The organism is Pseudomonas sp. GW823-FHT02C05 (assembly GCF_058797595.1).
The window spans coordinates 212,242-229,788 of sequence record NZ_JBXAJU010000006.1 but is presented as its reverse complement, the minus strand read 5'-3'; the positions used below and the strand labels follow the sequence as shown (position 1 = coordinate 229,788).

Genomic DNA, 17,547 nt, shown 5'->3' with positions numbered 1-17,547 from the left:
GATTTGCAGCCCTCTACGCTAACCTGCGCCGATGTTTTTCGAGGTCGACTATGCACATCCATATTCTCGGTATCTGCGGCACTTTCATGGGGTCGATGGCGGTTCTGGCCAAAGAGCTGGGCCATCACGTCACCGGTTCCGACGCTAACGTGTATCCACCGATGAGCACCCAGTTGCAGGCCCAGGGCATCGAGCTGACCCAGGGCTACGATCCTGCCCAGCTGGACCCGGTGCCGGACCTGGTGGTGATCGGCAATGCCATGTCCCGCGGCAACCCGGCGGTGGAGTACGTGCTGAACAAGGGCCTGCCCTATGTGTCCGGCCCGCAATGGCTGGCCGACCATGTGCTGCAGGGGCGTTGGGTACTGGCGGTGGCCGGGACCCACGGCAAGACCACCACCAGCAGCATGCTGGCCTGGGTCCTGGAGCATGCGGGCATGAGCCCGGGCTTCCTGATCGGCGGCGTGCCACAGAATTTCGCCGTCTCCGCGCGCTTGGGAGGTACGCCGTTCTTCGTGATCGAGGCTGATGAGTACGACAGCGCCTTCTTCGACAAGCGCTCGAAGTTCGTCCACTACCGCCCACGGACCGCGATCCTCAATAACCTGGAATTCGATCATGCGGACATCTTCCCTGATCTTCCGGCTATCGAGCGGCAGTTCCACCATCTGGTGCGGACCATTCCCAGCGAAGGCCTGGTGATCCATCCCACCACCGAGCCTGCCTTGCAGCGGGTGATCGAGATGGGCTGCTGGACCCCGGTGCAGACTACCGGCGCCGGTGGCCAGTGGCAGGTCAAGTTGCTGAGCGCCGACGGTTCGGCCTTCGAGGTGATGTTCGAAGGCGTGAGCCAGGGCGTGGTGGAGTGGGAGCTGACCGGCCAGCACAACGTTGCCAATGCCCTGGCCACCCTGGCTGCGGCACGCCATGTGGGCGTGGTGCCGTCGATGGGCATTGCCGGCCTGAGCGCGTTCAAGAGCGTGAAGCGGCGCATGGAGAAAGTCGCCGAAGTGCATGGCGTGACCATCTACGATGATTTCGCCCATCACCCGACGGCCATCGCCACTACGCTGGATGGCTTGCGCAAGCGGGTTGGCGATGCCCCGGTGATCGCCATCATCGAGCCGCGCTCCAACTCCATGAAGCTCGGCGCGCACCGTGATGGCCTGCCGGAAAGCGTCAACCAGGCCGACCAGGTGATCTGGTATGCCCCGGCCAACCTGGGCTGGGACCTGGCCGCCACGGCGGCCTTGTGCACGGTGCCGTCGATTGTCAGCGACTCTCTGGAAGGCATCATCGAGCGGGTGAAGAGCCAGGCCAAGCCGGGCACCCAGGTGGTGATCATGAGCAACGGCGGCTTTGGCGGCCTGCACGGCAAACTGGCCGAGGCGCTGCGATGAACAACGGCCCGGAACGCATCACCCTGGCCATGACCGGTGCCTCGGGCGCCCAGTACGGCCTGCGCCTGCTGGACTGCCTGGTGCGTGAGGACCGGGAGGTGCATTTTCTGATCTCCAAGGCTGCGCAATTGGTCATGGCCACGGAAACCGATGTGACCCTGCCGCCCAAGCCGCAGACCATGCAGGCCTTCCTCACCGAATACACCGGTGCGTCGGCGGGGCAGATCCGCGTTTATGGCAAGGAGGACTGGATGTCGCCGGTGGCCTCGGGCTCCGGCTCGCCGGCGGCGATGGTAGTGGTGCCGTGCTCCACCGGCACCTTGTCGGCGATTGCCACCGGTGCCTGCAACAACCTGATCGAGCGCGCCGCGGACGTGACCCTCAAGGAGCGCCGGCAGTTGATTCTGGTGCCTCGCGAGGCGCCGTACTCCAGCATTCACCTGGAGCACATGCTCAAGTTGTCGAACATGGGCGTGACCATTCTGCCGGCCTCGCCGGGCTTCTATCACCAGCCGCAGACCATCGATGACCTGGTGGATTTTGTCGTGGCGCGGATTCTCAATCTGTTGAACATCCCGCAGGACATGTTGCCGCGCTGGGGCGAGCATCATCTGAGCAGCGATGAGTAAGTCCCTGCTGGTGCTGTTGGCCGCCCTGCAACTGGGCGGCTGTGCCACGGCCCGGACCTTGAATGCCGCCCAGCCCGGGGCGCCGGTGGTGTATTCGGGGACGCGCCTGGACTTGTATGCGATGCAGGGTGGGTGCTGCGCCATGGACCGCTTTGGCGCCGAGGCACCGAGCTATCCTGGCGTGGATCTGCCAGCCAGTGCCCTGCTCGATACCCTGTTGCTGCCGCTGTCGGTGCTGACGGTATTGGGGGTGGGGTTTCAGGCAACGGGCGGGTTGTAGTGCTTCGCCGGCAAGCCGGCTCCTACAGGTACGTGCAGGAGCGGCTCGCGGGCGAGCGATTCATTTGCCCAGCTTGCGTAGTTCGTCGGACTCGACGATCCGCGTGCCGGTCTGCTCTTCCAGGGCCAGGCGCCACATGGCCCGGGCCAGTTGGCAGGCTTCGATCCCGCGGTACTTGCCCGGTATCAGCCGCGACAGTGGTCCGGCCAGCTGTTCGCCCAGGCGCGGCTCGATGCGATCCCCCAGCAGCAGTGATGGCCGGCAGATGGTCAGTTGTGGCCAGCCCTGCAGTTTCAGCGCTTCTTCCATTTCACCTTTGACCCGGTTGTAGAAGATCGACGACTTGGGGTCGGCGCCCAGGGCGCTGATCACGATCAGGTGCCGTGCGCCCAGCTCCCGCGCGCGTTTGCCGAAGGCCACCACCATGTCCAGGTCCACCGCGCGAAAAGCGGCTTCGGAACCGGCCTGCTTGAGGGTGGTACCCAGGCAGCAGAAGGCGATTTCCACTTTGCCGCTGAGTTGCGGCAGGAATACGGCGGGGTCGCCGACCGGGTTTTCCAGGCGTGGGTGTTCGCTCAGTGGGCGTCTGCTGGGCGCGAGGACGCGGGTGATGGTGGGCTCGTTGAGCAGACGATCGAGCAGTTGCTCCCCGGTCAGGCCGGAGGCGCCGGCGAGCAGGATATGCTGAGGCGTCAAGTACATGGTCATTCCCCCTTGATACTGTTTCAGCTTAGTTGCTCTGTGCTTCCTTGCTGCTTATAGAGACACTCTGCAGGGCCTTTCGTGCCTGCTGTTTGCGCAATTGTTGCCAATGGGCAATGACGCCTCTGGGCGCCCAGATCTGCGGTTCCGACGCTTCGAAGCCGTCTGCCTGCTCACGCTCGGCAACGATGCCCCGGGCCAGCTTGAATGCATGCTCCAGGTCGTCGGTCTGGTTCAGCGCCTGGGCGAACAGGGCATCGCCAAAGTAGGTGAAGTCGGCCTCTTCCGAGCAGCCGAAGGACACCCGGTCTGCCTGGGATGCGGTCATGATCAGGGTTCGCTCATCCTTGAGGGCCGGGATGAAGCCGCCGGAGTAGCAGGAAGAGATGACGATGATCTTGTCGCGGTTCTTCAGCGGGGCCAGGGCGGTGGCCAGTTCATCGGCGGGCAGGTCGGCCAGCTCCAGGCGCGGCTGGTCCAGCACCAGTTCGTGGGCGCTGGTGCCGTGGCTGGTGAGGTAGATGAACACCAGGTCTTCCGGGCCGCTGCGTTCGGCCAGGGTCTGGGCGGCGCGGCGCAGGTTTTCCCGGGTGGCCATGGGCCGGTTCATCAGGTGGTCGCGGTGATTGACCAGGCGGATCTGGCCGTAGGCGCCGAAGCGACTGGCGAGCATGTTGCTGACATAGTCGGCCTCGCGCAGGAACACGCTCTGCTTGCCGTCGCCGGCCAGGGTCAGGCTGTAGAGTTCGATGGCCGGGGTGGAGGCGGGCACCGTATCGAGGGCTTCCTTGAGCAAGCGGCCCTGGACCAGCAGCGCAGTTTCCAGTGGGTCTGGCAGTAGCTTGCCATCGGCATCGCGAACCCGCAGGCCGTTGTTCCACACACCGCTTTGCACGCTGCCATCGCGCAGTACCAGTACGCCGTGGCCTTGGTAGTTGTCACTGTCGAAGCCGCCAACGTAGAAGCTGCCATCGCTGAGGTTGAGCCGCCCCTCGCCGCTGAAGCGCCAGTCGCTGAAGGTGCCGACATAGTGGCTGCCGTCGGCGCCGGTCAGTTCGCCCTTGCCACTCAGGGCGCCTTCCTTGAACTGGCCGATCCAGACGTCGCCGTCGGAGTTTTCGTAGCGCCCCTTGCCGTTGAGCTGGTTGTGCTTGAAGCCGCCGACGTAGATGTCGCCTTCGGCACTGTTGAAGGTGCCGTTGCCTTCCAGCTGGCCGTTGACGAAGTTGCCGGTGAACTGGTTGCCGCTGGCGTCGCTGCGCTGGCCTTCGCCATTGGGCTTGCCCTTGGCGAACTGGCCCTGGTACTGGCTGCCGTCGTCCAGTTCCAGGCGCCCGAGGCCCGAATACAGGTCGGCCTTGAATTCGCCGCGGTAGGTCATGCCGTCTTCTTTGAGGGTGCCTTCGCCATCCCGGCGGCCGAGCTTGAAGCCACCGCTGTAACTGCTGTCCTTGGTGGTCAGGGTGCCCTGACCATGGAACAGCCCTTGCTGGAACTGGCCGCGATAGACCTCGCCGTTGCTGCCGTGCCATTCCCCCTGGCCATGCCACTGGCCCTTGTCGAACTGGCCGGCGTACCAACTGCCGTTGGGGTAGTCGATGCGCCCTTGTCCCTGGAGCAGGCCATTGACCAGGTCGCCTCGATAGCGCCCGCCGTCCGGCAGGCGGGCATCGGGCGGCAACAGCGATTCGCCGTCGCCACAGGCACTGAGCAATAGGGTCAAAACCAGGGGTGCAAGTGGGCGCATAACGGGTTCCGGATAATTAGGGGACCGAGTATGCCGCAGCGGTGTGTCTTATATATAGAGAGGTTGAGCGAAACAGCGTGAGCTGTTTCGCATCGGAGGGATTTCAGACGAAACAGAGCGACAGCGGCTCGGCGATATAGGCCGGTTTTTCCTGGCCGTCGATTTCCAGGGTGGCAGTCGCCTTGAGCAGCCACTGACCGGGTTTCTTTTCGGTGACTTCAGTCAGGTCGACCTTGAGCCGCACCTTGGAATTGACTGGCACCGGCTGGATGAAACGCACGCTGTCCAGGCCGTAGTTGACCACCATCTTCAGGCCCTGGGGCAGCACGAGGATGTCTTCCATCAGTTTGGGGATCAGCGACAGGGTCAGGAAACCGTGGGCAATGGTGCTGCCGAACGGGGTCTGTGCGGCCTTGACCGGATCCACGTGGATGAACTGGAAGTCACCGGTCGCCTCGGCGAAGAGGTTGATGCGCTCCTGGTCGATGGTGAGCCATGGGGAACGTCCGAGTTCCTTCCCGACATAATCTTTGAGCTCTGCAACAGGAACATGGGGCATTGAGACTCTCCTTGGATCAACGATTTATTAGTATTCGACGTTGTGTGGTGCGCTCTGAAACTTCCACTTTAGATCATCATGGCGATCCTTCCCGGTAAACATCCATGCTTTTGGCGAATGCCGGTTCATAGCACCTGCGTGCTTATAATGCGCGACGGGATCTGGCTGGAGAGGCGGTATGTTGTTACGCGGTTTGACATGGCTGGTGCTGTTCCAATTGCTCGGAACGGCGCTCAATCACCTGCTGTTGCCCGTGCTTCCCGGGCCCATCATCGGCCTGTTACTGCTGCTGGTTTTCCTGGTGGTGCGCGGTGAAGTGGGCGAGCCGCTGAATCTCGCGGCTGGCAGCCTGCTGCGTTACCTGCCGCTGCTGCTGGTGCCGCCTGCGGTGGGGGTCATGGTCTATGCCCGGGACATCGCCGCGGACTTCTGGGCCATTACCGGCGCGCTGGTGTTGTCCCTGGTGATCTCGATGGCCTTTGTCGGCGTGCTGATGCAGCGCCTGGTCAAGCGCCAGGGCCGGCAGGAGGACAGTCAATGATCTTCGATTGGCAGGGGGCCTGGGCCGCGGTGATCCATCACCCGCTGTTTGGCATCGGCATCACGCTGGGTGCCTATCAACTGGTGCTGGCGGCGTTCGAGAAGACCCGCTGGATGTTCTTGCAGCCGGTGCTGGTGTCCATGCTACTGGTGATCGGCGTGCTGCTCGGCTGCGGCCTGAGCTATGCCGAGTACCGCAAGAGCACCGAAATCCTGAGCATTCTGCTGGGCCCGGCGACGGTAGCCCTGGCGGTGCCGCTGTACCTCAACCTGCGACGGATCCGCCAATTGTTCTGGCCGATATTGGCTACGCTGGTGGTGGGTGGCGTCGTAGCTACCAGCCTGGGCGTACTGCTGGGATGGTGGTTTGGTGCCGAGCACATGATCCTAATGACCATGGCGCCCAAGTCGGTGACCTCGCCCATTGCCATGCTGGTGGCCGAGCAGATTGGTGGCGTGGCGGCGTTGGCGGCGGTCTTCGTGCTGATTACCGGAGTGATCGGAGCGATATTTGGCCCGGGCCTGCTCAACCGTTTGGGGGTGCATGGCCCGGAAGCGCGAGGCATGGCCCTGGGCATGACCGCCCACGCAGTGGGCACCTCGGTGGCCTTGCAGGAAAGTGAGGAGTGCGGCGCCTTTGCGGCGCTGGCGATGAGTCTGATGGGCGTGGCCACGGCAGTGTTGCTGCCGTTGGCGGTGTCGTTGCTGGTTTAAGGAAGGAAGTATGAACCTGGCGCTTTTTCCTCTGAATACCGTGCTGTTTCCCGATTGCATTCTCGATCTGCAGATTTTCGAGGCGCGTTATCTCGACATGATCGGGCGCTGCATGAAGCAGGGCAGCGGGTTTGGGGTGGTGTGCATCCTTGAAGGGGAGGAGGTCGGGACGGCCGCCCAGGGCTATGCGCAAATTGGCTGTGAAGCCTTGATCACCGACTTCCACCAGCAGGACAACGGGCTGCTGGGAATCAGGGTCAAGGGCGGTCGGCGTTTTCGCATTCTGCAAAGCGAAGTGCAGAAAGACCAACTGACGGTGGCCCGGGTGCAATGGCTGGAAGAGGCCCCCGAACAGCCGTTGCAGGATGAGGATGCGGACCTGATTGCGCTGCTCAAGGCCTTGGCCGAACATCCGATGGTCGAGGCCCTGGATATGGGGGTCGAGGCTACGGGGCAGCTGTCACTGGCCAATCAGTTGGCCTACCTGCTGCCTTTTTCCGAACAGGACAAGATCGACCTGCTGCAACTGGATGATCCACAGCAGCGTCTAGATGCCATCCAGCAGTTGCTGGACGAGCTGCAAGGCGAACTCTTCGCCTGAGCCGCAGCCTGTAGTGGCGGCCGCAGCTTGCCTCTGGCGCTTTTAATAGGCGTACCGCAGCAGGGCGTGAGGCAAGTGCCGTGTCGCCATGTATCCGCACATCAACAGCATGACCGGCAGTAGCAGCCACCAGGCCCTGGCCGGCATCGGCTTGAGCGGGCCTTGCCATTGGCTCAGGGTCAGGCTGGCGGCGCAGACACAGGCCGCGAGCATGGCGCCGGCGAGAATGTCGGTTGGCCAATGGGCTCCCAGGTAGACCCGCGACAAGGCAATGGCGGCCGCCGGCAGGCAGCCCAGCAACAGCCAGGTCAGGCGCATGCGGGGTGGCTGGCCACGGCCGGCCAGAACTGCCAGGGTCAAGAACAGGGCGAAGGAGCCGGAAGAGTGACCGCTGGGCATGCTGAAACTGGTGAGAGGCTCGCTCAGCACTTCAGGGCGTACCCGTGCGAAGAACCATTTGCTGCCGGTGTTGGCCAGGGCAGTACACAGCAGGGTCACTCCGGCGAACGCGGCCTGGCGCCATTGGCGCAGGGCCAGGAGCAGCAGAGTCAGCACTGCGCTGAGGATGAACATGGCGCGGAACTCGCCGATCTGGGTGACCATGACCATGATCTTGTCCAGAGCCGGATCCCGGTGCTCCTGTACCAGGGCGATCAGGCCCTGGTCGAACTGCGTCAGGTACGGATAGCCGATGAACAGCCCTGCCAGAATCAGCAGGCTCAGGCCGGACATCAACAGGGTTGCCCGGCGATGGCGCCGCAGGCTGCTGTTGACGCTCAGGCCGACAAGCACCACCAGGCTGCCAATGACGATGCCCGCCTGGGGCCAGAAGCCTTCGGGCAGGGGCAGGCGAATCGCCGCGCCCGTGGCCCAGCCCGGCAGCAGATAGGCCAGCGACCAGCCCGCCGCCGCCAGCAGGCTGACGGCGAGGAAACGTGGGAACGGCATGTCGAACATTCCGGCCACCATTGGCAGCATCGGTCGTAGCGGGCCGATGAAGCGGCCCACCAGCAGGCTGGCGATGCCATAGCGCTGGAAGTAGGTTTCCGCACCGCTGATCCATTCAGGGTGATGACGAAGGCCGGGCAAGCGGCGAATGCCTTGGTGGAAATGTCGTCCCAGCAGATAGGACATCACGTCCCCCAACAATCCGCCGGCAGCACCCAGGAGCAGGGTTTCCCCCAGTGACAGGGCGCCATTGCCGGCCAGTACCGCAATCGCGAACAGCAGGACCGTGCCCGGCACGATCAGGCCCACGATTGCCAGGCATTCCATGCAGGCCACGATGAACACTGCGGCTGCCAGCCATTGGGGGTTGCTGGTTAGCCAGGCGGTCACGCTGTCGAGCCATGGGCCCATAAATTCAACTCCGTTGTTGTTTTTTGCTGAGGTGGGACGGTGGCGTCAGCCGAGCACCAGGTAGTCGCGCCCTTCGACCTGGCCGCGACGCATAGGGTTGCGCGTGCAGTAGGGGGCGTAGGCGGCATCGACAAAGCGATACATCAGGTGTTCGTCACGCCCATGGGGGATGCCCAGGCGGGTGGTCTGGAGGATGTGTGGCACGGCGGCACCCACATCTTCGACGAAGAGAATCTCGTGATCGAAGCGTTTCGCATCCCAGACCGGAACCTTCAGGCCCAGGGCCTTGCACAGCAGGGTCTGGCCGGCGCAGAGCTTTTGCGCGGGGCGCGGCCGACCACTGGCGTCCGGATTGTTCAGCAGCATCTGCGCCAGGCTGGCAGGGCCGGAGACTTCATCGACCCAGGGATAGGCGGACTTGATCAGTACGGCATTGCCAGGGCCTCGGGCGCTGAAGTTCAGGGAGTCGCCGCCGCGGGCGTAGTACATATAGATGTGGCCGCCGTCCAGAAACAAAGCCTTACGCTTTTCTGTGTAGCCGAGGGAGGCGTGGCTGCCTTTTTCCTCGCAGTAATAGGCTTCGGTTTCGATAATGCGCGCGGACAGCCACAGATCGCCGACTTTATGGCGGATGACTTTGCCCAACAGTTCGCGGGCCAAAAGCTCGGCATCACGGTCGAAAAAGCCGTCCGGCAGGGCTTTTGGCAGTTTTGCAGAGGTCAGAATGGACATGGTGGCGAAGGGTTATGGCGGAAAAGGTGACGCAATGGTAACAACTCCAGGCTTAATTCAGGCTGAACGCCGGGTATTTGCACTCCATTTCGACCATCCGCCCGTGACCGCTGTCCGTGGGCCGGCGCGACAGCTATAATCAGCCGCTTTCCTCTTTGCCAAGACCACACCAGACCATGACTGAGTCCGTTCTTGACTACATGACCCGCCTGGGTCGCGCTGCCCGCCAGGCTTCCCGGGTGATCGCCCGTGCCACCACCGCGCAAAAGAATCGTGCGCTGCTGGCGGCTGCCGATGCGTTGGACGCGGCACGACCGGAACTGACTGCGGCCAACGAGCAGGACCTGGCCAACGGCCGGGCCAATGGTCTGGAGCCGGCTCTGCTGGATCGCCTGGCGCTGACCCCGGCGCGTATCGACGAAATGATCGAAGGCCTGCGTCAGGTGGCCAAGCTGCCTGACCCCATCGGTGAAATCCGCGACATGCGCTACCTGCCGTCGGGCATCCAGGTGGGCAAGATGCGCGTGCCACTGGGGGTGATCGGCATCATCTACGAGTCGCGCCCGAACGTGACCATCGATGCGGCCAGCCTGTGCCTGAAGTCGGGCAACGCCACCATCCTGCGCGGCGGTTCCGAGGCGATCCATTCCAACCGCGCCATCGCCACCTGCATTCAGCAGGGCCTGGCGGCGGCCGACCTGCCGCCTCACGTGGTGCAGGTAGTGGAAACCACCGACCGCGCTGCGGTTGGAGCGCTGATCACCATGCCCGAGTTCGTCGATGTGATCGTGCCCCGTGGCGGCAAGAGCCTGATCGAGCGGGTCAGCCGTGACGCCAAGGTGCCGGTGATCAAGCACCTGGACGGCGTCTGCCACGTGTATATCGATGTCGCGGCGGACCTGGACAAGGCCATTCGCATTGCCGACAACGCCAAGACCCAGCGCTATGCACCGTGCAACACCATGGAAACCCTGCTGGTTCACTCCGCCATTGCCGAGCGCGTATTGCCGCCATTGGCCGCGATCTACCGCGACAAGGGCGTCGAGCTGCGTGGTTGTGCGCAAACCCGCGCACTCCTCGGTGCCGGTGTGTTGGAGGCAACCGAAGAAGACTGGCGCACCGAGTACACCGCGCCGATCCTCTCGATCCGCGTGCTGGACAACCTGGAGCAGGCCATCGAGCACATCAATACCTATGGCTCGCACCACACCGACTCGATCGTCACCGAAAACTTCAGTGACGCCCGGCGCTTCCTTAACGAAGTGGATTCCAGTTCGGTCATGGTCAATGCCTCGACGCGCTTTGCCGACGGCTTCGAGTACGGCCTGGGCGCGGAGATCGGCATTTCCACCGACAAGCTGCACGCCCGTGGCCCGGTTGGGCTGGAAGGGCTGACCAGCGAGAAGTACGTAGTCTTTGGCGACGGTCACGTGCGTACTTGATGGGCAAACGTATCGGTCTGCTGGGCGGCACCTTCGATCCAGTGCATATCGGCCACTTGCGTGGCGCGCTGGAGGTGGCGGAATCCATGCAACTCGATGAGCTGCGCCTGGTACCCAGTGCCAGGCCGCCCCATCGGGATACACCGCAGGTGTCGGCTCTCGATCGTCTGGCGATGGTCGAGTGTGCGGTGGCGGGCGTTTCACCCCTGGTGGTGGACGACCGTGAGCTGAAACGGGACAAGCCGTCCTACACCATCGACACCCTGGAACAGATGCGGGCCGAGCTGGCCGCAGATGACCAGTTGTTTCTGTTACTGGGCTGGGACGCGTTTTGCGGCCTGCCCACCTGGCATCGTTGGGAAGAGTTACTCCAGCATTGCCACATCCTGGTGCTGCAACGCCCGGATGCCGACAGCGAACCGCCGGATGCCTTGCGCAACCTGCTGGCAGCGCGTTCGGTGAGCGACCCTTTGGCCCTGCAAGGGCCTGGGGGACACATTGCATTCGTCTGGCAGACGCCGCTTGCGGTGTCCGCCACCCAGATCCGTCAACTGCTGGCCAGCGGTAAGTCGGTACGTTTCCTGGTGCCTGACGCGGTCCTGGCCTATATCGATGCACACGGGCTTTACCGTGCGCCGAACTGAAGGAGCGCTGCCGGCCTGTGCTGAGCGGCGTTCCAAACATACGAGCTAAACGAGTTTTATATGACTAACCAAGTAATGAAAGGCGAAGATCTGGTCAAGGTGGCTGTCGCCGCGCTGGAAGACGTCAAGGCCCAGGACGTCCTGGTGATCGATGTTCGCGACAAGCAGAGCATCACTGACTACATGATCATCGCTACCGGTACCTCCAACCGCCAGATCGGCGCGATGCTGGAAAAGGTCCGTGAAATGGTCAAGGCCCAGGGCGTGCGCCCATTGGGTGAAGAAGGCAAGGGCGACAGTGACTGGGTGCTGCTGGACCTGGACGACGTGATCGTGCACATGATGACCGCCTCGGCCCGCCAGTTCTACGACCTGGAGCGTCTGTGGCAGGGCGCCGAGCAGAGCCGCGCGGCCGATGGCAAGCACCACAGCCCGGAGCATGGCCACGAGCACTTCACCAAGCTCAACAAAGACCAGCAATAAGGGACGGCTGTGCGCCTGCGTCTGATCGCTGTCGGTTCACGCATGCCCAAGTGGGTGGAAGAGGGTTGGCACGAGTATGCCAAGCGTCTGCCATCCGAGCTGGCGTTGGAACTGGTGGAAATTCCGCTCAATACCCGGGGCAAGAACGCCGACGTGGCTCGCTTCATCCGTCAGGAGGGCGAGGCCATGCTGGCCAAGGTCGGGCATAACGAGCGCATCGTCACCCTCGAGGTGCATGGCAAACCCTGGAGCACCGAGCAACTGGCGGTGGAACTGGATCGCTGGCGTCTCGATTCGCGCACCGTGAATTTCATGGTCGGCGGCCCGGAAGGGCTGGCGCCGGAGGTCTGTGCGCGGGCGGATCAGCGTTGGTCGCTGTCGCCGCTGACCTTGCCGCACCCGCTGGTGCGGATTCTCATCGGTGAACAGCTGTATCGCGCCTGGACCGTGCTGTCCGGGCACCCTTACCACAAGTAGCCCGCGCCCCTCATGTCCCAGCCGATCCGCATCAAGGACCACGAAAAAGACGCCCGTCTGGTGCGTGGCCGTGTCGTGTTCGGCGCCATCATGGTGGTTTGCCTGATCGGTGTGCTGATTGCCCGGCTGTATTACCTGCAGGTGATCCAGTACGACTATCACTCCACCCTTTCGGAGAACAACCGGGTCCACGTGCAGCCGATTCCACCGACTCGCGGGTTGATTTTCGACCGCAATGGCGTGGTGGTGGCGGACAACCGGCCCAGCTTCAGCCTGAGCATGACCCGCGAGCGTTCCGGCGACTGGCAGCAGGTGCTCGACGTGATCGTCGAGGTGCTGGAGCTGACTCCGGAAGACCGGGTGCTGTTTGAAAAGCGCATGAAGCAGGGGCGTCGGCCTTTCGAGCCGGTGCCGATCCTGTTCGAGCTGACGGAAGAGCAGATCGCCCGGATCGCGGTGAACCAGTTCCGCCTGCCCGGTGTGGAAGTGGTGGCCCAGCTGGTCCGGCATTACCCCCAGGGCGCGCATTTTGCGCACTCCGTGGGCTATATGGGGCGGATCAACGAGAAAGAGCTCAAGTCCCTCGATCCGGTGAACTACAGCGGCACCCACCATATCGGCAAGACCGGCATCGAGCGCTTCTACGAGCCTGAGCTGCACGGCCAGGTGGGTTACGAAGAGGTCGAGACCAATGCCCGTGGCCGGGTGCTGCGGGTGCTCAAGCGCACCGACCCGATTCCCGGCAAGGACATTGTCCTGAGCCTGGACATCAAGTTGCAGGAAGCCGCGGAACTGGCCCTGGGCGGGCGCCGTGGCGCGGTGGTAGCCCTGGATCCGAGTACCGGTGAAGTGCTGGCGATGGTCAGCCAGCCGAGCTTCGACCCCAACCTGTTCGTCACCGGCATCAGCTTCAAGGCCTATGCCGAGCTGCGCGATTCCATCGACCGGCCGCTGTTCAACCGGGTGCTGCGGGGCCTCTATCCGCCGGGTTCGACCATCAAGCCGGCGGTGGCCATTGCCGGGCTGGATGCCGGCGTGGTCACGGCTTCGACCCGGGTCTACGACCCGGGCTACTACCAGTTGCCCAACTACGACCACAAGTACCGCAACTGGAACCGTACCGGTGACGGTTATGTCGACCTGGATACCGCGATCATGCGGTCCAACGACACCTATTTCTACGACCTGGCCCACAAGCTGGGGATCGACCGGCTGTCCGCCTACATGAGCAAGTTCGGTATCGGCCAGAAGGTCTCTTTGGACATGTTCGAGGAGTCGCCGGGCTTGATGCCGACCCGCGAATGGAAGCGCGCCACCCGGCGCCAGGCCTGGTTCCCGGGGGAGACCCTGATTCTCGGGATCGGCCAGGGCTATATGCAGTCCACGCCGTTGCAACTGGCCCAGGCCACCGCCCTGGTCGCCAGCAAGGGCAAGTGGAACCGGCCGCACCTGGCCAAAAGCATCGAGGGCGAGAAGCCGGTGGATCACAACCCGATGCCGGACATTGTCCTGCGTGACCCCTCGGACTGGACGAAGGTCAACCATGGCATGCAGCAGGTGATGCACGGTGCCCGGGGCACCGCGCGCAAGGCTGCGGCCGGTTCGCCGTACCGGATTGCCGGCAAGAGTGGTACCGCCCAGGTGGTGGCGATCAAGCAGGGCGAGAAGTACGACCGCTCCAAGGTCCAGGAACGGCATCGTGACCACGCCTTGTTCGTCGGCTTCGCTCCGGCGGAAAACCCCAAGATCGTGGTCTCGGTCATGGTCGAGAACGGTGAGTCGGGCTCCGGCGTCGCGGCACCGGTAGTGCGTCAGGTGATGGATGCCTGGCTTCTCGGCCAGGACGGCCAGCTCAAGCCCGAGTTCGCCAGCCCTATCAGCGCGGAGGCTACGGCCCGTGAAGAGTAATTTTGACCGTATCCTCTCCAGTGAGGATGTGATGCGTCGTCGCGCGACGCTGTTGCAGCGCCTGCATATCGATGGCCCGCTGCTGGTGCTGCTGCTGACCCTGGCTGCCGGTAGCCTGTTCGTGCTGTATTCCGCCAGCGGCAAGAGTTGGGACCTGCTGGCCAAACAGGCCACTTCATTCGGTATCGGCCTGGTGTCGATGATCGTCATCGCCCAGTTCGAGCCGCGCTTCATGGCCCGCTGGGTGCCGCTGGGCTACGTGTTCGGCGTGGTGCTGCTGGTGGTGGTAGATGTCATGGGCCACAACGCCATGGGAGCGACCCGCTGGATCAACATCCCCGGGGTGATCCGCTTCCAGCCGTCGGAGTTCATGAAGATCATCATGCCGGCGACCATCGCCTGGTACCTGTCCAAGCGCACCCTGCCACCCCATCTCAAGCATGTGGGGATCAGCCTGGTGCTGATTGGCATTCCGTTCATCCTGATCGTGCGCCAGCCTGACCTGGGTACGGCCTTGCTGATCCTGGCCGGCGGCACCTTCGTGCTGTTCATGGGCGGCCTGCGCTGGCGCTGGATCCTCAGCGTGCTGGCGGCTGCGGTTCCCGTGGCCATCGCCATGTGGTTCTTCATCATGCACGACTACCAGAAGCAGCGGATCCTGACTTTCCTCGACCCGGAGAGCGATCCGCTGGGCACCGGCTGGAACATCATCCAGTCCAAGGCCGCCATCGGCTCCGGTGGGGTGTTCGGCAAGGGCTGGCTGCTGGGCACCCAGTCGCACCTGGACTTTTTGCCGGAGAGCCACACCGACTTCATTATCGCTGTCATGGGCGAGGAGTTCGGCCTGGTGGGCATCTGTGCGCTGCTGCTGATCTACCTGCTGCTGATCGGGCGCGGGCTGGTGATCACCGCCCAGGCCCAGACACTGTTTGGCAAATTGCTCGCGGGCAGCCTGACCATGACGTTTTTTGTTTACGTTTTCGTCAACATCGGTATGGTCAGTGGCTTGTTGCCGGTCGTAGGGGTGCCGTTGCCGTTCATTAGCTACGGAGGAACTTCGCTGGTGACGCTACTGTCAGCGTTTGGGGTTTTGATGTCGATCCATACCCATCGCAAGTGGATCGCGCAGGTTTGATTAAGGTGAAGAATTCAATGCAAGCAATGCGTGGCTGGGCCGCTCGGCAGGCGCCGTGGGTCGGTCTGGTAAGCATCCTTGGTGCAGCGCAGCCCGCGTTCGCCGGTGATTACGAAGGTTCGCCCCAGGTGGCCGAATTCGTGGGCGAAATGACTCGGGACTATGGTTTTGCCGGGGAACAGCTGATGGCTGTGTTCCGCGAGGCCGAGCGCAAGCAGTCGATTCTTGACGCCATTTCGCGGCCCGCCGAGCGGGTCAAGCAGTGGAAGGAATACCGGCCGATGTTCATCACCGACGCGCGCATTGCCCGCGGTGTGGATTTCTGGCGCCAGCATGAAGCGGTGCTGGCCCGCGCCGAGCAGGAATATGGCGTACCGGCCCAGGTAATTGTCTCGATCATCGGCGTTGAAACCTTTTTCGGTCGAAATACCGGGAATTACCGGGTGATCGACGCATTGTCCACCCTGGGGTTCGATTATCCGCCCCGTGCCGAGTTCTTCCGCAAGGAACTGCGCGAGTTCCTGTTGCTGGCGCGTGAGGAGCAGGTCGATCCATTGAGCCTCAAGGGTTCCTACGCCGGAGCCATGGGCCTACCACAGTTCATGCCCAGCAGCTTTCGGGCTTATGCGGTGGACTTCGACGGTGACGGCCACATCAATATCTGGACCAACCCCGATGATGCCATCGGCAGTGTGGCCAGCTATTTCAAACGCCACGGCTGGGTGGCCGGCGAACCGGTGGTCAGTCGCGCCGATGTGCGTGGCGATCGGGTAGATGAAGGCTTGACCACCGGGATCGAACCGACGAAAACCGTCGGGGAGTTGCGGGCCCTGGGCTGGTCGAGTCATGATGCGCTGCGCGATGATATGCCGGTCACCGCTTTCCGTCTGGAAGGTGACAATGGCCCGGAATACTGGATGGGCCTGAAGAATTTTTACGCGATCACTCGCTATAACCGCAGCGTGATGTACGCCATGGCCGTACATCAGTTGTCTGAACAGCTGGTCCAAGCACGGGGCGTCAAGTAATGCTGGCAATGCCAATTCGCAAACCCCTGAAGCTGGTGGCTTTTGCCGCGTTGTCCTTGCTGGTGGTCAGTTGCTCGACGAGTCGCTCGCCGCAGCAGAAATCTTCCACCGCTGTGCGTTCCATGCCGGGCCTGGACGTCAACCGCGCCCACAAGGATGGCGCGCCGTGGTGGGATGTCGACGTTTCGCGCATCCCCGATGCGACCCCGACCCTGCATACCGGCCCCTACAAGGCCAACCCCTACACGGTACTGGGCAAGACCTATTTCCCCATCCAGGAATCGAAGAACTACGTGGCCTCCGGCACGGCGTCCTGGTATGGCACCAAGTTCCACGGCCAGAACACCGCCAATGGCGAGGTCTATGACCTGTACGGCATGAGTGCCGCGCACAAGACCCTGCCGTTGCCCAGTTACGTGAAGGTCACCAACCTGGACAACAATCGCAGCGTGATCCTGCGGGTCAACGACCGTGGGCCGTTCTATTCCGACCGGATCATCGACCTTTCCTACGCCGCGGCCAAGAAGCTCGGCTATGCCGAGACCGGCACCGCCCGGGTCAAGGTCGAGGGCATCGATCCGCAGCAATGGTGGGCTCAGCGTGGCCGTCCGGCGCCGCTGATGCTCAACGAGCCGCAAGTGGCGCAGAATAGCGCGCCGGTGGTTACGGCCTCGGCCGGCACTGTCGAACAATGGACCCCGCCGCCCCAGCAGCACGCGGCGGCTGTGGTTCCCGTACAAGTGAAAAACACGGCAGCAGCTTCTGGCCAGTATCTGCAGGTGGGCGCCTTCGCCAACCCTGACGCTGCCGAGCTGTTGAGGTCGAAATTGAGTGGCATGGTGAGCGCCCCGGTGTTCATCAGCTCGATCGTCCGCAATCAACAGACGCTGCATCGGGTCCGCCTGGGGCCATTCGGCACGCCGGGTGAGGCCCAGCAAGCGCAGAACAGCGTACGCCTGGCGAACCTTGGGCAGGCCAGCGTGGTCTCTGCCGAGTAAGAATACTGAAGATTGAAGATCCGCTTGCGGTATTGGGGGGTGGGTCCTGGTTGTTGGCTCGTCGAACAACAAAAGCCCGGCAAGGGTCAGTGAGTGAACAACTGCACACGCGACAGCCCTTTAGAAGGCTGTCTGAAATAGTTTTGCCCGCAAGGGCAAGTTTCCATTA

General features: G+C 63.0%; 19 protein-coding genes. 14 read left to right on the top strand and 5 right to left on the bottom strand.

Translation table 11 applies throughout. The features are described from left to right. Positions 1-50 precede the first annotated feature (50 nt). The 3 genes from mpl to AC1RGE_RS29425 are packed head-to-tail and all read left to right on the top strand — an operon-like array spanning position 51 to position 2,309. On the top strand, positions 51-1,400 hold the full coding sequence (gene mpl / locus AC1RGE_RS29435; protein ID WP_492585501.1) for a UDP-N-acetylmuramate:L-alanyl-gamma-D-glutamyl-meso-diaminopimelate ligase: 1,350 nt from the start codon (positions 51-53) through the stop codon (positions 1,398-1,400). Beyond that, the gene (ubiX, locus tag AC1RGE_RS29430) at positions 1,397-2,029 is read left to right on the top strand and encodes a flavin prenyltransferase UbiX (protein WP_011063684.1); all 633 of its coding nucleotides are present in this window, start codon (positions 1,397-1,399) and stop codon (positions 2,027-2,029) included. The genes mpl and ubiX overlap by 4 nt, the downstream gene beginning before the upstream one ends. After that, positions 2,022-2,309, top strand: a complete 288-nt coding sequence (locus AC1RGE_RS29425) for a YceK/YidQ family lipoprotein (protein WP_011063683.1) — start codon at positions 2,022-2,024, stop codon at positions 2,307-2,309. Before ubiX ends, AC1RGE_RS29425 begins: the two co-directional genes overlap by 8 nt. 60 nt (positions 2,310-2,369) lie before the next feature. On the opposite strand, the gene AC1RGE_RS29420 is transcribed toward AC1RGE_RS29425, so the two are convergent. The 3 genes from AC1RGE_RS29420 to AC1RGE_RS29410 form a co-directional block, all read right to left on the bottom strand. Further along, positions 2,370-3,011 carry an oxidoreductase gene (locus AC1RGE_RS29420; protein WP_011063682.1) on the bottom strand — a complete coding sequence of 214 codons (642 nt, stop codon included), beginning with the start codon at positions 3,009-3,011 and terminating at the stop codon, positions 2,370-2,372. A 28-nt stretch (positions 3,012-3,039) separates the two neighbouring features. Next, positions 3,040-4,758, bottom strand: a complete 1,719-nt coding sequence (locus tag AC1RGE_RS29415) for a C13 family peptidase (RefSeq protein WP_011063681.1) — start codon at positions 4,756-4,758, stop codon at positions 3,040-3,042. A gap of 103 nt (positions 4,759-4,861) precedes the next feature. Continuing rightward, positions 4,862-5,317: a MaoC family dehydratase gene (locus AC1RGE_RS29410; protein WP_015637175.1), complete on the bottom strand. Its 456-nt coding sequence runs from the start codon at positions 5,315-5,317 to the stop codon at positions 4,862-4,864. 178 nt (positions 5,318-5,495) lie between these two features. Here AC1RGE_RS29410 and AC1RGE_RS29405 point away from each other — a divergent pair, with 178 nt between their 5' ends. The 3 genes from AC1RGE_RS29405 to AC1RGE_RS29395 are packed head-to-tail and all read left to right on the top strand — an operon-like array spanning position 5,496 to position 7,172. After that, complete coding sequence (locus AC1RGE_RS29405) at positions 5,496-5,858, top strand: CidA/LrgA family protein (protein WP_011063679.1); 363 nt, start codon at positions 5,496-5,498, stop codon at positions 5,856-5,858. Next, entirely contained in the window at positions 5,855-6,571 is a 717-nt protein-coding gene (locus AC1RGE_RS29400) for an LrgB family protein (RefSeq protein WP_011063678.1), read from the top strand. Before AC1RGE_RS29405 ends, AC1RGE_RS29400 begins: the two co-directional genes overlap by 4 nt. Before the next feature lie 10 nt (positions 6,572-6,581). Then, positions 6,582-7,172, top strand: a complete 591-nt coding sequence (locus AC1RGE_RS29395; RefSeq protein WP_011063677.1) for an LON peptidase substrate-binding domain-containing protein — start codon at positions 6,582-6,584, stop codon at positions 7,170-7,172. A gap of 42 nt (positions 7,173-7,214) precedes the next feature. Here the strand turns inward: AC1RGE_RS29395 and AC1RGE_RS29390 are convergent, their stop codons facing one another. Both AC1RGE_RS29390 and AC1RGE_RS29385 read right to left on the bottom strand, forming a co-directional pair. Next, a complete protein-coding gene (locus tag AC1RGE_RS29390; RefSeq protein ID WP_401262386.1) occupies positions 7,215-8,531 on the bottom strand; it encodes a bifunctional DedA family/phosphatase PAP2 family protein in 1,317 nt (438 codons plus the stop codon). Positions 8,532-8,576: 45 nt separating this feature from the next. Continuing rightward, positions 8,577-9,263, bottom strand: coding sequence for a DNA-3-methyladenine glycosylase (locus AC1RGE_RS29385; protein ID WP_011063675.1), 687 nt, complete (start codon positions 9,261-9,263; stop codon positions 8,577-8,579). 176 nt (positions 9,264-9,439) lie between these two features. Between AC1RGE_RS29385 and AC1RGE_RS29380 the strand changes: the two genes are divergently transcribed. The 8 genes from AC1RGE_RS29380 to AC1RGE_RS29345 are packed head-to-tail and all read left to right on the top strand — an operon-like array spanning position 9,440 to position 17,378. Beyond that, the gene (locus AC1RGE_RS29380) at positions 9,440-10,705 is read left to right on the top strand and encodes a glutamate-5-semialdehyde dehydrogenase (protein WP_011063674.1); all 1,266 of its coding nucleotides are present in this window, start codon (positions 9,440-9,442) and stop codon (positions 10,703-10,705) included. Continuing rightward, positions 10,705-11,349: a nicotinate-nucleotide adenylyltransferase gene (nadD, locus tag AC1RGE_RS29375; RefSeq protein ID WP_011063673.1), complete on the top strand. Its 645-nt coding sequence runs from the start codon at positions 10,705-10,707 to the stop codon at positions 11,347-11,349. Before AC1RGE_RS29380 ends, nadD begins: the two co-directional genes overlap by 1 nt. Positions 11,350-11,409: 60 nt before the next feature. Beyond that, positions 11,410-11,832 carry a ribosome silencing factor gene (gene rsfS / locus AC1RGE_RS29370; protein WP_015637171.1) on the top strand — a complete coding sequence of 141 codons (423 nt, stop codon included), beginning with the start codon at positions 11,410-11,412 and terminating at the stop codon, positions 11,830-11,832. Between the two features lie 9 nt (positions 11,833-11,841). Next, positions 11,842-12,309 carry a 23S rRNA (pseudouridine(1915)-N(3))-methyltransferase RlmH gene (gene rlmH / locus AC1RGE_RS29365; protein WP_011063671.1) on the top strand — a complete coding sequence of 156 codons (468 nt, stop codon included), beginning with the start codon at positions 11,842-11,844 and terminating at the stop codon, positions 12,307-12,309. A 12-nt stretch (positions 12,310-12,321) separates the two neighbouring features. Beyond that, positions 12,322-14,217 (top strand): penicillin-binding protein 2, encoded by a 1,896-nt coding sequence (gene mrdA / locus AC1RGE_RS29360; protein ID WP_011063670.1) that lies wholly within the window; start codon positions 12,322-12,324, stop codon positions 14,215-14,217. Between the two features lie 31 nt (positions 14,218-14,248). Next, the gene (gene rodA / locus AC1RGE_RS29355) at positions 14,249-15,352 is read left to right on the top strand and encodes a rod shape-determining protein RodA (RefSeq protein WP_015637169.1); all 1,104 of its coding nucleotides are present in this window, start codon (positions 14,249-14,251) and stop codon (positions 15,350-15,352) included. Between the two features lie 17 nt (positions 15,353-15,369). Beyond that, positions 15,370-16,380, top strand: coding sequence for a lytic murein transglycosylase B (gene mltB, locus AC1RGE_RS29350; RefSeq protein WP_011063668.1), 1,011 nt, complete (start codon positions 15,370-15,372; stop codon positions 16,378-16,380). Beyond that, complete coding sequence (locus AC1RGE_RS29345; protein WP_011063667.1) at positions 16,380-17,378, top strand: septal ring lytic transglycosylase RlpA family protein; 999 nt, start codon at positions 16,380-16,382, stop codon at positions 17,376-17,378. Before mltB ends, AC1RGE_RS29345 begins: the two co-directional genes overlap by 1 nt. Positions 17,379-17,547: the final 169 nt, after the last annotated feature.

What these genes read in the sequence shown, in the direction of transcription:
- mltB (WP_011063668.1), top strand. Translation starts at nt 15,370, where the DNA reads ATGCAAGCAATGCGTGGCTGGGCCGCTCGGCAGGCGCCGTGGGTCGGT.
- nadD (WP_011063673.1), top strand. Translation starts at nt 10,705, where the DNA reads ATGGGCAAACGTATCGGTCTGCTGGGCGGCACCTTCGATCCAGTGCAT.
- AC1RGE_RS29395 (WP_011063677.1), top strand. Translation starts at nt 6,582, where the DNA reads ATGAACCTGGCGCTTTTTCCTCTGAATACCGTGCTGTTTCCCGATTGC.
- AC1RGE_RS29385 (WP_011063675.1), bottom strand. Translation starts at nt 9,263, where the DNA reads ATGTCCATTCTGACCTCTGCAAAACTGCCAAAAGCCCTGCCGGACGGC.
- ubiX (WP_011063684.1), top strand. Translation starts at nt 1,397, where the DNA reads ATGAACAACGGCCCGGAACGCATCACCCTGGCCATGACCGGTGCCTCG.
- mpl (WP_492585501.1), top strand. Translation starts at nt 51, where the DNA reads ATGCACATCCATATTCTCGGTATCTGCGGCACTTTCATGGGGTCGATG.
- AC1RGE_RS29425 (WP_011063683.1), top strand. Translation starts at nt 2,022, where the DNA reads ATGAGTAAGTCCCTGCTGGTGCTGTTGGCCGCCCTGCAACTGGGCGGC.
- mrdA (WP_011063670.1), top strand. Translation starts at nt 12,322, where the DNA reads ATGTCCCAGCCGATCCGCATCAAGGACCACGAAAAAGACGCCCGTCTG.
- rodA (WP_015637169.1), top strand. Translation starts at nt 14,249, where the DNA reads ATGCGTCGTCGCGCGACGCTGTTGCAGCGCCTGCATATCGATGGCCCG.
- AC1RGE_RS29345 (WP_011063667.1), top strand. Translation starts at nt 16,380, where the DNA reads ATGCTGGCAATGCCAATTCGCAAACCCCTGAAGCTGGTGGCTTTTGCC.
- AC1RGE_RS29410 (WP_015637175.1), bottom strand. Translation starts at nt 5,317, where the DNA reads ATGCCCCATGTTCCTGTTGCAGAGCTCAAAGATTATGTCGGGAAGGAA.
- AC1RGE_RS29380 (WP_011063674.1), top strand. Translation starts at nt 9,440, where the DNA reads ATGACTGAGTCCGTTCTTGACTACATGACCCGCCTGGGTCGCGCTGCC.
- rsfS (WP_015637171.1), top strand. Translation starts at nt 11,410, where the DNA reads ATGACTAACCAAGTAATGAAAGGCGAAGATCTGGTCAAGGTGGCTGTC.
- AC1RGE_RS29420 (WP_011063682.1), bottom strand. Translation starts at nt 3,011, where the DNA reads ATGTACTTGACGCCTCAGCATATCCTGCTCGCCGGCGCCTCCGGCCTG.
- AC1RGE_RS29400 (WP_011063678.1), top strand. Translation starts at nt 5,855, where the DNA reads ATGATCTTCGATTGGCAGGGGGCCTGGGCCGCGGTGATCCATCACCCG.
- AC1RGE_RS29415 (WP_011063681.1), bottom strand. Translation starts at nt 4,758, where the DNA reads ATGCGCCCACTTGCACCCCTGGTTTTGACCCTATTGCTCAGTGCCTGT.
- AC1RGE_RS29390 (WP_401262386.1), bottom strand. Translation starts at nt 8,531, where the DNA reads ATGGGCCCATGGCTCGACAGCGTGACCGCCTGGCTAACCAGCAACCCC.
- AC1RGE_RS29405 (WP_011063679.1), top strand. Translation starts at nt 5,496, where the DNA reads ATGTTGTTACGCGGTTTGACATGGCTGGTGCTGTTCCAATTGCTCGGA.